Raw genomic sequence first — 11,554 nt, 5'->3', positions numbered from 1 at the left:
GGCGTCCACGTCCGGCGGGCTCGGGGCCGGCGCCGGCGGCGGCACCGGATCCACGCGCTTGGGAATCAGCGCGGCCAGGGTCGAGGAGGAGCGCTGGCCCGATCCCGAGAAGACGGTCCAGACGGGGGGGGCGTCAGCCATCACGCGGCCTCGTCGCGGCTGAGCCACTGCTTCAGGATGTTGGCGACCTGCTCCTCATCGAGTTCGACCAGTTGCTCGAGCTTCCGGATCGGCGAGTGCGCCATCCGCTCCGTCAGGTCCTCGATGAGATTGGGCTCCTCCGACAGGGCGCCCTGCTCCGCCTGGAACATCTCGAGGGCGTCCGCCTCCGGAGCGGACAGCGCCAGCTCCGTCTCGGTCTCCGGCGACCGGGCGAGGATCGCGTTGACGGCCGGACGCAGGCCGAACCAGATCAGCAGGCACCCGACGATCAGGATCGTGGCCGCGTTGATCAGGGTGCCGGACTGGCGCATCAGGACGTCGCCGATCCCGAGCGGGGGGACGGGGGCGAGGGGTTGGCCCTCGTTGACGAAGCTCACCGCCGCCACCTTGATCTGGTCGCCGCGCGCCTTGTTGAACCCCGATGCGGAGGCGACAAGCTGCTCGATCTCGGCGATCCGAGGCTCCAGCTCGATCTTGCCGGTATCCTTGCCCCCGGGGTTGGCCAGCGATTCCAGCCGGGAGCGGTTCACCAGCACGGCGACGGACAGGTTCTTCACGGAGTAGCCGTCGCTGACGGTCTGGATCGTCTTCGACGAGATCTCGTAGTTCGTCTGCTCCTCGCGGCGCTGACTCTCAGACGTCGAATTCTCCCCGCCGCCGGACTGGACGTTCTGGTTGGGCAGGTTCTGCTGGGCGGTGGTCGGCCGCTGGGCGGCACGGTTCTGCGAGTTCTCCGTCTCCTTGATCACCCGGGTCCCGCGCTCGACCTTCTGGTCCGGGTTGAACAGCGTCTCGTTGGTCTGGGTCTTGTCCGTGTTCAGCCGCGCGACGACGCTGACCTCGAAATTGTTGGTCCCCAGATAGGGCGTCAGCGTCCGGCGGATGTTGTCCTGGATCTCGCGGTTGGTGAGCTGTTCGAGGGTCGCCATGCGGCCGGCCGGCGCCGTGGTGGCGTCGTCGCCCGACAGCAGGATCGTCCCGTCGGTGTTGAGCACCGTCACCTTGTCGGGCTTCATGCCGGGGATGGCCGCCGCCACCAGCTGGCGGATGGCGGGCGCGGTCGAGGGATCGTTGGCGGGCTCCGTGCGCACCACCACGGAGGCCGAGGCCGGCTGCTGCTCCCGGCGGAACGAGCCGGGATCGGGCATCACGATATGGACCCGGGCGGCCTTGACGCCCTTGAGGGTCTGGACCGTGCGGGCGATCTCGCCCTCGAGGGCCCGGACCCGGGTGATGTCCTGCATGAACGAGGTCAGGCCCAGCGAGCCCAGGTCGTTGAACAGCTCGTATCCGGCCTTGCCGCTCTGGGGCAGGCCCTTCTCGGCGAGCAGCATGCGGGCCTGGGCGGTCTGCCCGTAGCTGACCAGGAGGGCGGTGCCGTCGGAGCTGACGTCGAACGGGACGCCGGCATCCTTGAGCACGGCGGCCATGCGGCCGACGTCGTCGCGGCTCAGGCCGGTATAGAGGGGCTCACGCAGCGGGCGGCTGAGGTAATAGGCGCCCAGGCCCACGGTCACGAACACGGTGAGGCCCACGAGGCCCAGGGCGATCAGCCGCCGCGGGCCAAGCTCCAGGATATTGGTCCATAGCTTTTCGAGGTGCTCACGACCGGGCATCGACACGACTCAGCTTCCACCGCTTCCACCGCAGTGGCTCGGCACCAGCCTGCCGGATCAACCTTGCGCGGAGGTGGCGCCCGGCAGGCCAACACAAACAAAAGGGCCGCGCACCCGAAGATGCGCGGCCCGCCTCAGACCGAAGCGATGAGGCTCGTAAGGGTCAGGGACCCGGAACTTAGCCGCGGAACAGGCTCAGGATCTGCTGGGTGGAGGTGTTGGCGATCGTGAGCGCCTGCACGCCGAGCTGCTGCTGGACCTGAAGGGCCTTCAGTCGGGTCGACTCCTCTTCCATGTCCGCATCCACCAGCGTGCCGATGCTGCTCGCGTTGGTCTTCGTCAGCGAGTCGAGGAAGTTCTGCTGCGAGGCGACCTGGCTTTGAATGGAGCCAAGCGAGCCGGCTGCGCTGACGACAGCCTTCTGAACCTTGTCAATGAGTGCAGTATAGGCACGGACCTTGCTAAGGTCGGTGGCATTCACGTCAGTGATGCTGATTGTATCGATCGACAGCTGATACTGCTTCAGGTAGCCGTTATTGTCGGCGCCGAAAACTGCGAACTGCTTGTCCAAGAGGCCGCCAGTACCGTCGGTGCCCGCTTTGGCCGAGTTGTTCTTGGCCACGAGGTCGGCTTCGTAGTCCTTCTTGGCCTTGTCGTATGTCGCCTTTGCCGTTTTGTATGTCGTCAAGTCGGTATCGGTCTGCTTGCTGCCAGCATACGTATCCTGCGCCGTTTTCCAAGAGGTCTGAGCGGTATTCCAGGTCGTGCCGCCCGTCGCATCCGCGTCCGTGCCCGCAGCGCCATCGGTGCGGTTCTTGTCGTAAAGCTTGATGTCGTCCACGCGGACCGTGATGCTGTCGATCGAGATGTTGCCGTCGATCCGGGTGAAGGACGACACGATCTTGCGGTTGGCCTGATAGCCGTTGCCTGTGGTGGAATCGACCGACAGCCACGACTCGCCGCTCTGTGACGCGCCAGTCGCGACCTGCTTCAGCTGCTTCACCACGGCATCGATTTGGCCTTGGATCTGGAACCGGTCCTCACTTACGGACGAAGCACCGGCCACCAGCTTCTGCAGCGTGGTCAGGAGTTCCGTTGCCTTGGTCAGGCCTTGAGACGCGACGTTCACGGAGTTCCCGCCGAGGCCGAGGGCGTCCTTTACGGAACTGGTGGCACCGTTGTCCGAGCGCAGCGTGGTGGCGATCGACCAATAGGCGGCGCTATCCTTGGCGGTGGCGACCTTCAGGCCGGTCGCGACATGGTTGCTCGAATCTTCGAGCGTCTGGTTGGTAAGCTTGAGGGTGGTAAGCGCCGTCAGCGCGGCGGTGTTTGTCAACAGACTCGACATAAAGATGTCCCTTCAGAGGAAGATAGTCAGGGGACATGTCGGATTTTCACCGGCATAGCAGGGCGGCGTCATGCCTTTGATCCAGCGTGCCAAACACGCGATCAATCCGCTATCGATCTCGCGATCGAATGTCTGACCGGATCGCCGTTCCCGGCTCGATCAACCATCCATCGACAGAAACGGGATGCAGGGTTTTCAACGGCAAGTCAACAGTGGCGCTCATGATCGGGCCATGAATCATGCCGAAGGCGTATTTTTTGTCTTGCAATCGTTAAAAAATCAAAAATAAGATCTTACGAGTCCGCTGATCAATAGATTCCACCCGTCGATCAATACAAAAAACAAGACCTTGAACGGCAACGAGAACACCGTCGGTGGCATCATCATCATGCCCATCGCCATGACGATCACCGCCACCACCATGTCGATGACCAGGAAGGGCAGCGCGATCAGGAAGCCGATCTCGAAGCCGCGGCGCAATTCGGAGATCATGAAGGCCGGAATCAGCACCCGGAGGTCGGTCTTGCTGCCGGGCTGCGCCTTCGGATAGGCGGCCGCCGCCATGTCCGCGAAGGTGTCGAGGTCCTTCGGGCGGACATGGGTCAGCATGAACGCCCGGAACGGCTCGGTCACCTTGGCGAAGGCCTCCTCCTCCGAGATCCGGTTCTCGGTGAGCGGGCGGACGCCGTCCTGCCAGGCGCGGTCGAAGGTCGGGCCCATCACGTAGAAGGTCATGAACAGCGACAGGCTGATCAGCACCATGTTGGCCGGCGCGCCCTGCAGGCCGAGCCCCGAGCGCAGGAACGACAGCGCCACGACGAATCGCGTGAAGCTCGTCATCATCACGAGGAGGCCCGGCGCGACCGAGAGCACGGTCAGCAGCGCGATGAGCTGGATCATCTTCCCGCTCATCGACCCGTTCCCGGGCGGCAGGACCTGATCCAGGCTGAACGATTGGGCGCTCGCCGCCGTGGCGACGAGACTCAGCGAGCCCGCGAGGACGACGCGGCGCAGCATGGCGGGACCGATCCTGATGTTCGCCGGACGCGCATCCCCGATGCGGCCGGACAGGGGCCTATTGGACGACGAGCGTCTCGATGAAGAAGCCGCGGACCTGGCCGTTGGACCGCAGCTGGACCCGCTCGGTCAGATCCTCGCGCAGGTGGGCGAGGCCGCTCGGCCCTTCGATCTGCGCGATCGACAGGGTGTGCAGGTAGCCGAGCAGGTCCTGGCGGATCTCGGCCGCGATGGGATCGGGATTCGGGAAGGTTCCGGTCTTGGTCACGATCGAGGCTTCGAGCCGGATCCAGACGTCGCTGGGCGTGGCGAGGTTGGTCACCACCGTGCCGATATTCGTCACGCCGAAGCTCGTATCGTAGGCGACGACCTTCTGGACCTGCTCGTCCTCGAGCTTCCTCCGCTCGGTCACGGCCTTCTCGATCGTGGAGATCATGAACAGGCCGCTCGCCCCCCCGACCCCGATCGCCAGGACCGTGAGCCCGGCGAGCAGGAGCAGCCAGCGGAGCTTGGAGCGCGGAGGCTCGGCATCGGACGCCATGAGTCGGGTTTCCGCGGTCGTGTCAGAACGGCGCGACCAGGTCGTAGACCTGCTGCACCGCGCCGGGCTGCTGCACCTCCATCAGGCGGCCCCGGCCGCCATAGGAGACCCGCGCCTCGGCGATCTTGTCGTAGTCGATGGTGTTCTTGCGCGAGATGTCCCGCGGCCGGACGATGCCGGCGATGTTCAGGACGCGGATCTCGTAATTGACCCGCACCTCCTGGGAGCCGCTGATCATCATGTTGCCGTTGGGGAACACGTTCGTCACGATGGCCGCGACGGAGAGCCGGAGCTGCTCCTTGCGGTCGATCGAGCCCTGACCCTTGGTCGAGGTGTTGCCGTTGACCTCGTACTTGTTCTTCGATTCCGGGTTGAGGCCGAACAGGTCGAGCTCGACGTCGAGGCTCATCTTGGACCGCGAATCGCGGGACCGGTCGGTCGCGTTGTCGAACTGCGCCTTGTCGTTCATCTCGATCATCACGGTCAGCACGTCGCCGACGTTCTTGGCGCGCGGGTCCTGGAACAGGTCGGCGCTCTGCTGTGCCCAGGTCGAATGGTAGCCCGACCGCTGCGTCGCGGTGAACAGCGGCGGCACGGCGTCGTGATTCGCGTTGATCCCGAGCCCGACCGGGCTCATCGCCGGGGCGCGGCCGATCTCCTGGACGGGGGTCGCGCAGGCCCCGAGGGTCCACAGAGCCGCGATGGCAGCCAGCCGCTTCATCCTGATTTCTCACTGTTCTGCGGTTGGGGGCTCCCCGCGTCCGAACCGGATTCGGGCGGGGTGCTCGGAGCCGGCTCGGGCCGGGGCGGCGCCGCCTTCTTCGGGGTGTTGGTGATGACGTTGGCCAGCCGCGCCGCCCGGCCGGGCTCCATCTCGTTCATGATCGCGCTGGCGGCGCGCGGGTCGAGCCGCGTCAGGATCGCCGCCGCCGCCTCGCTGTCCATGGCGGTTAGCTGCTGCGAGGCCGCCTCGGGCTTCATCTTGGCGTAGATCGCCGTGACGCTCTCGTCCGCCTTGGCGAGGAACATCTGCCGACGCTTCAGCCATTCCTCGTACTCGGCGCGCTTGGCCTCCAGCTGGCCGATCCGGACCTCGATGTCCTTGGACAGCGCCGTGAGCGTCTCCTTCTGCCAGGCGAACCGGGCATCGGCGGCGGCATTGGCGATGCTGCTGCAATATTGCTGCGCTTGCTCGCCCGGCTTCTGCTGAGCCGCGACCTCGGCAGCCGGCAGGAGGGCCGCCGCCGCGAGGGCGAGGGCAAACCGGCGGCGCAGGCCGGCGCGGCGCTGGCGGACCGGGACGGTCATTGGATCACCAGCTCCGCCTGCAGGGCCCCCGCCGTCTTCACCGCCTGCAGGATGGCGATCACGTCGGTCGGCTTCATGCCGACATTGTTGAGGCCGCGGACCAGGCTCTGCAGGTCGGGCCCCGAGACCACGGCGAGGCGGGCGGTCTGTTCGGCGGCGTTGATGTCGGTCCGCGGCACGATCGCGGTCTGCCCGTCGGAGAACGGCGCCGGCTGCGACACCTGCGGGGTCTCGGTGATCCGGACCGTCAGGTCGCCGTGGGTGACCGCCACCGTGGAGATCTGCACGTTCCGGCCGATGACCACGGTGCCGGTGCGCTGGTCGATCACCACCCGCGCCGGTGTATCCGGCTGAACCGACAACTCGCCGATCTCGGCCATGAACCGCGTGCGCCCGACATGCCCGGGGCGGGTCAGCACCACGGTGCGGTAGTCGCGCGGGCTCGCGGCGCGGCGCCCGTAGCGCTGGAGCGTGTAGGCGTTGATGGCGTCGCAGATCAGGATGGCGGTGCGGTAATCCGGGTTCTTCAGCTCCAGCGACATGCCGGGCAGGTCCCGGAACGTGCCCGCCACCGCCCGCTCGACCAGCGCGCCGTTGGGGATCCGGGCCGCCGTCGCCACGCCCGAGACCAGCGACTCGGCCTGGCCGGTCGCGCTGAAGCCGGAGACGGCGAGCGCGCCCTGCGCCACCGCGTAGACCTGCCCGTCCCCGCCGGCCAGCGGCGTCATCAGCAGGGTGCCGCCCCGCAGGGAGGTCGCGTCGCCCAGCGAATTCACGCTGACGTCGATGCGCGACCCCGGCTCGACATAGGCCGGCAGGTTGGCCGTCACCATCACGGCCGCGACGTTGCGGGTCCGCATCCGCTGGTCGCGCACGTTGATGCCGAGCCGGTCCAGCATCGATTGCAGGGATTGCTCCGTGAACTGCGAGTTGCGCAGGGTGTCGCCGGTGCTCTGCAGGCCGGTGACGAGGCCGTAGCCGACCACCTGGTTGTCGCGGACGCCCTGGAGCGCCGCGATGTCCTTGATCCGCGTGGCCGCGAGGGCGGGCGCCGACCAGAGGCCGAGGCCGAGGCCGATCAGGAGCAGGGGGAGCAGGCGGCGCATCACGGCTGCCCGCCGGTCTTCACGCGGCCGTCGGGCTGGACGACGCCCTGGATCAGGCGGCCGGTGGCGGTGTTCCGCACGGTGACCGGCTCGTTCACGGTGGCGTTCGCGAGCGCCGTGCCCAGGGTCGAGATGACCATGCCGCGCTCCTCGAACACGATCACGGTCGGCGACCCGCGGGTCACGAGCTTGACCTCGTCGAGGGCGCCCGACGGGATCACCTCGCCGGGCAGGAGCGTCCGCTTCGCGACCTTGCCGACCGCGCGCGCGGCCGTCTCGACCGCCGGCATCCGCGGCTTGAAGTTCTCCGGATAGGTCTGGTCCCGCAGCATCGTCGGCTTGATGACGTCGCCCGTGTAGATCGTCGCCACCGGCACCGGGAACGTCTGTTCCGCGGCGGCGGCCGGAGCGGCCGCGAGGCCGAGCGCGCAGGCCGCGCGCAGCCCCCGAGCCGTGCCCGCGACGCACCGTCTCCCGAAAGGATATCCCCGGATCATGATCTCAGCGCATGCCCTTCGAGACGGTGCCGGCCATCTCGTCCGCGGCCTGGATCACCTTCGAGTTCATCTCGAAGGCCCGCTGGGCCGAGATCAGGTTGGTGATCTCCCGGACCGGGTCGACGTTGGAGTTCTCGAGGTAGCCCTGCTGGATCTTGCCGAAGCCCGGATCGCCGGCGACCCCGGTCACCGGCAGGCCGGAGGCGGGGGTCTCCCGGTACAGGCCGTTGCCCAGCGGCTCGAGCCCGGCATCGTTGGCGAAGTTGGCGAGCGCCAATTGGCCGATCGTCTGCGGGAGCGGCTGGGCGTCGAGCTTCACCATCACCTGGCCGGTCTCGTTGATCACCACGTCGACGGCGTTCTGCGGGATGATGATCGCCGGATCGACGCTGTAGCCCTCCGCGGTGACGAGGCGCCCGTCGGCGTTCTTGTTGAACGAGCCGGCCCGGGTGTAGTTGATCTCGCCGTTCGGCATGGTGACCTGGAACCAGCCGCGCCCGTTGATCGCCAGATCGAGGGGGTTCGTCGTGTTGGCGAGCGGGCCCTGCCGATGCAGGTTCCGGATCGCCGAGTTCCGGACGCCGAGGCCCAGCATCGCGCCCTCGGGGATCGCCGCCTCGCCGGCCTGGATCGGGACGCCCGCCGGCCGCTCGGCCTGGTAGATCAGGTCCTTGAACTCGGCCCGCGCGCCCTTGAACGCCGTGGTGTTCAGGTTCGAGATGTTGTTGGCGATGACTTCGACGTTCAGCTGCTGGGCATTCATGCCCGTGGCCGCGATGGCAAGCGCTCTCATGGTGACGTCCTTACGGCCGGATGTTTGACGGTGTTCGAGCGACGTCCGCGCGCGCTTCGCCTTGGGGAGAGGCCCGCCTCTCCGGCGCAGGGCGCGCGGTCAGATCGCCATGCGGACGATTTCCTGGTAGGCGGCGACGACCTTGTCGCGGATGGCGACCGCGGTCTGCAGGCTCTGCTCGGCCGACATCACCGCCTCGACCACGGACTGCGTCGACGCCTTGCCCTGGATGCCGGAGATGGCCGCCGCCTCGCCGGCCTTCACAGTATCCCGCGTCTGGCCCGCGATCTGGGTCAGCAGGTCGCCGAAGCTGGACGCCGCCCCCGCGGGCGCGGCGGCGGCGGTGCCGGGCGTCGCCAGGCCGAACTGAGGGACGCCGAAGACGGCGGTCTTGTCGGTGAGACTCGAGAGGGCGGACAGGGACTGGATCATCACGGCCTCAGAAGGTCGATGATGCTCGAGACCATCGAGCGGGTCTGCTTGATCATCTGGAGGTTGGCTTCATACGAGCGGTTGGCCTCGCGCATGTCGGCCATCTCGATCAGCATGTTCACGTTCGGAAGCTTCACCGTCCCGTTCGCGTCCGCCGCCGGGTTGCCGGGGTCGTACTCGACCCGGAACGGCGCCTTGTCCTGCCCGATCTGGCGCACCGCCACCGCGGCGGTGCCGGAGGCCCGGTCCAGGGCGGTGCGGAACGTGATGGTCTTGCGGGCGTAGGGGTCGGCGCCCGCCGTCGTCCCGGTGGATTGCGCGTTGGCGATGTTCTCGGCCACCACGCGCATGCGCTCGGATTGCGCGCCCATCCCGGTGGCGGCGATCCTTGAGGACGCGACGAGCGGATCGATCAGGCTCATGACTTCACGCTCAGGGACAGCATGCGGTTGAAAGCCTTGACGATGCCGGTGTTCAGCGCCTGATCGCGGCTGATCTCACCCGACTTCATCATCTGCTCTTCGAGGTTCACCGAGTTGCCGGAATGGACCACGTCCCAGCCGTCGGCCTGAGTCGGGCGGGCCGGCCGCGCCGTGGGACCGTCGATCGCGAAATGGCCGGCCTGCGTCGCCGCCATCGTGAGCGTCGTCTTGTCCAGCATGTCCTTGAACGGGGTCAGGTCCCGGGCGTGATAGCCCGGCGTGTTGGCATTCGCGATGTTGCCGGAGATCACGGCCTGGCGCGTCGACAGATGCTGGAGCTGCCGTGAGGCAAGATTGAGCAGAAAGATCGGGTTCATAACCTGTCGGCTCTCCGGACTGGCAGCAATACGGTGATCCGGCCTCAGATCCATCCGGAACCAGGTCTTGCCGGATGCGTTTGAAACGGGATGGGCTATTGGTCGCCGTGATCTTCGGGATCGGGTTTTGCACGATCAGTCTTGTCCGAAGCTTGCGACGAGCCGTCTGCCTGCCGCCTCCCTCTCTTGCCGAAGCCCTGCGACCCTCGATATGACGGGTCTCGAGCGGGCGGATGTTTCGGCCGATGGGCGCCCGCGGTTGCAGGATCGGTTCCGATCCGGCTGCCCGTCGGCCTGCTTGACCGCGCCGGCGGGTCGGCCGCGGGCCGCCGAGGCAGGTCGCAGGACCGCCTTCGCGCGGCGGCAGGGTTCGGTGCGAGGGGGCTGACTTGTCCGGGCCGGACGCGGCGGCCCGGCGATCAGCTGACGAAGGCGTAGCCGAGGTAGCGGCGTACCTCGATCGGGTCGAAGCTCAGCTTCTGGCGGAGCTTCTTGCGCAGCTTGCTGATATGACCCTCGACCACGCTCTCGTCGACATCGCTCGTGAACGCGCCGTAGACGGCGTTGAAGACCTGTTCCTTGGTCATCCGCCGCCCCCGGTTGCGGACCAGGAACTCGAGGATCTGGCGCTCGCGCCGCGGCAGGGCGATCTTCTCCCCGTCGATGTCGGGGTCGCGACCGTCGAAATACACTCTCAGCCGCTCGGTCCGGTCCGCAGCCGCCTCCTTGACCGCCCCGCGATGGGACCGCCGCCAGACCGCCTCGGTCCGCGCCAGGATCTCGCGCACGTGGACCGGCTTGCGGACGACATCGTCGATCCCGGCCGTGAACAGGTTCAGGGTCTCCGTCAGGCAGCGCGTCTCGAGCATGGCGATGATCGGCGCCCGCGACCGCTTCTGGATGAGTTCCGGGAGATCGGGGCGCTGCTCGCAATCGCCGAGGAGAAAGCCCTGGACCGCGTCCAGATCCGTCGCCGGAGCCGTCTGTAGCCAGCCCTTGAAATCGGAATCCAATAATCCGACCGACGAGATGCCCTCTCGGGCGAAGCTCGCGACGTATCCATCGGTCACCATCGGTCTTTCATCGACAATGACGTACATTATCCCGGAACTCCACAGCTGATCATTCCAGAGAATGATGGAGACATGGTTTGAAGCAAACATTCATTTGCCTCGTGAATCTAAATGGCCGGAACGACACATGGCGTCAATGGTTCCAACCGGATTTATGCCTGGTGTGATCCTGATGCCATTGGAGAAATTCAGGAGGGTTTGTGTTTTTTGATTCAATTTGAAGATATTTATTTCGATCGATGCGGGTCTCTTGCCGGGATCTTCAATTCCGGCCAGATCTTGATCTTGACCCGAGCACTTTGAAATGGAGGCTCGAAATGCCGCGAGTTCCACACATCCTATGAGCGAACCGCACGTCTTCTTGCCGGTGTCCGTACGGCCGGGCGCGAATTCCAGCTCTGCAACCGCTGCGGATCATGTCGTGGGCAACAGAAACCGCTGGTCGCGGCTCGTCCTGACGTTCGGTCCGTTACCGGCCGACCATTGGTATGAGTTTTCCGCATATGTGCTCTGCGCGGCGGCCGAGGCGGCGGCGGACGCCAAGGACTTCGCGGCGCTCGGCCTGGAATTCCTGGCCCAGGACGGGTCCGGGATCGAGTTCGCCCAGGTCCCGGGTCTCGCCCGGACCGCGATCGACATGCAGGGGGACTGGCTCGCCGGTCCGAGCCGGGGGCGGGACGCGGACATGCGCACCGTCGTCATCCGCCGCTGCTTCCTGCTCCCGGCGCCGGCCGCTCAGGCGGTCGTCGTCATCCGGAGCTGGCGCAACAGCCACGCCTTCCGGGTCGGCGATCCCATGCTCCGCCCTGTGGCGCCCGACGGGCAGGCGTCCGGGGCGCAGGCCGTCGGCCCGGCCGGGAGC

At 66.7% G+C, this 11,554-nt stretch carries 13 protein-coding genes and 1 pseudogene; 1 reads left to right on the top strand and 13 read right to left on the bottom strand.

Annotated features, from left to right (window positions below; genetic code table 11):
* Positions 1 to 140 precede the first annotated feature (140 nt).
* The 13 genes from fliF to FV228_RS09930 form a co-directional block, all read right to left on the bottom strand.
* Positions 141 to 1,778, bottom strand: a complete 1,638-nt coding sequence (gene fliF, locus FV228_RS09990) for a flagellar basal-body MS-ring/collar protein FliF (RefSeq protein WP_147854484.1) — start codon at positions 1,776 to 1,778, stop codon at positions 141 to 143.
* Positions 1,779 to 1,956: 178 nt separating this feature from the next.
* Positions 1,957 to 3,126 carry a flagellin gene (locus FV228_RS09985; RefSeq protein ID WP_147854483.1) on the bottom strand — a complete coding sequence of 390 codons (1,170 nt, stop codon included), beginning with the start codon at positions 3,124 to 3,126 and terminating at the stop codon, positions 1,957 to 1,959.
* Between the two features lie 279 nt (positions 3,127 to 3,405).
* Positions 3,406 to 4,143 carry a flagellar type III secretion system pore protein FliP gene (gene fliP, locus FV228_RS09980; protein WP_147854482.1) on the bottom strand — a complete coding sequence of 246 codons (738 nt, stop codon included), beginning with the start codon at positions 4,141 to 4,143 and terminating at the stop codon, positions 3,406 to 3,408.
* 58 nt (positions 4,144 to 4,201) lie between these two features.
* Positions 4,202 to 4,684, bottom strand: a complete 483-nt coding sequence (locus tag FV228_RS09975) for a flagellar basal body-associated FliL family protein (protein WP_147854481.1) — start codon at positions 4,682 to 4,684, stop codon at positions 4,202 to 4,204.
* 22 nt (positions 4,685 to 4,706) lie between these two features.
* Positions 4,707 to 5,405 (bottom strand): flagellar basal body L-ring protein FlgH, encoded by a 699-nt coding sequence (gene flgH, locus FV228_RS09970; RefSeq protein WP_147854480.1) that lies wholly within the window; start codon positions 5,403 to 5,405, stop codon positions 4,707 to 4,709.
* Positions 5,402 to 5,992: a MotE family protein gene (locus tag FV228_RS09965; protein WP_147854479.1), complete on the bottom strand. Its 591-nt coding sequence runs from the start codon at positions 5,990 to 5,992 to the stop codon at positions 5,402 to 5,404. The genes flgH and FV228_RS09965 overlap by 4 nt, the downstream gene beginning before the upstream one ends.
* Complete coding sequence (gene flgI, locus FV228_RS09960) at positions 5,989 to 7,098, bottom strand: flagellar basal body P-ring protein FlgI (RefSeq protein ID WP_147854478.1); 1,110 nt, start codon at positions 7,096 to 7,098, stop codon at positions 5,989 to 5,991. Before flgI ends, FV228_RS09965 begins: the two co-directional genes overlap by 4 nt.
* On the bottom strand, positions 7,098 to 7,595 hold the full coding sequence (gene flgA / locus FV228_RS09955; protein WP_147854477.1) for a flagellar basal body P-ring formation chaperone FlgA: 498 nt from the start codon (positions 7,593 to 7,595) through the stop codon (positions 7,098 to 7,100). Before flgA ends, flgI begins: the two co-directional genes overlap by 1 nt.
* A 4-nt stretch (positions 7,596 to 7,599) precedes the next feature.
* Positions 7,600 to 8,388 carry a flagellar basal-body rod protein FlgG gene (gene flgG / locus FV228_RS09950; protein WP_147854476.1) on the bottom strand — a complete coding sequence of 263 codons (789 nt, stop codon included), beginning with the start codon at positions 8,386 to 8,388 and terminating at the stop codon, positions 7,600 to 7,602.
* Between the two features lie 99 nt (positions 8,389 to 8,487).
* Positions 8,488 to 8,820 (bottom strand): flagellar hook-basal body complex protein FliE, encoded by a 333-nt coding sequence (locus tag FV228_RS09945; RefSeq protein ID WP_147854475.1) that lies wholly within the window; start codon positions 8,818 to 8,820, stop codon positions 8,488 to 8,490.
* Positions 8,820 to 9,236 carry a flagellar basal body rod protein FlgC gene (gene flgC, locus FV228_RS09940; RefSeq protein WP_147854485.1) on the bottom strand — a complete coding sequence of 139 codons (417 nt, stop codon included), beginning with the start codon at positions 9,234 to 9,236 and terminating at the stop codon, positions 8,820 to 8,822. Before flgC ends, FV228_RS09945 begins: the two co-directional genes overlap by 1 nt.
* A 2-nt stretch (positions 9,237 to 9,238) precedes the next feature.
* Positions 9,239 to 9,619, bottom strand: a complete 381-nt coding sequence (gene flgB, locus FV228_RS09935; RefSeq protein WP_147854474.1) for a flagellar basal body rod protein FlgB — start codon at positions 9,617 to 9,619, stop codon at positions 9,239 to 9,241.
* Between the two features lie 419 nt (positions 9,620 to 10,038).
* Positions 10,039 to 10,719, bottom strand: coding sequence for a response regulator transcription factor (locus tag FV228_RS09930; RefSeq protein WP_147854473.1), 681 nt, complete (start codon positions 10,717 to 10,719; stop codon positions 10,039 to 10,041).
* Positions 10,720 to 11,113: 394 nt separating this feature from the next.
* On the opposite strand from FV228_RS09930, the pseudogene FV228_RS09925 reads away from it, so the two are divergent.
* Positions 11,114 to 11,554, top strand: a pseudogene (locus tag FV228_RS09925) (hypothetical protein); the annotation flags it as partial.

This window comes from Methylobacterium sp. WL18, from assembly GCF_008040015.1.
Classification (GTDB): Bacteria; Pseudomonadota; Alphaproteobacteria; order Rhizobiales; family Beijerinckiaceae; genus Methylobacterium; species Methylobacterium mesophilicum.
Note: the sequence above shows the minus strand (reverse complement) of the source record. Positions and strands in the feature narration are given on the sequence as shown.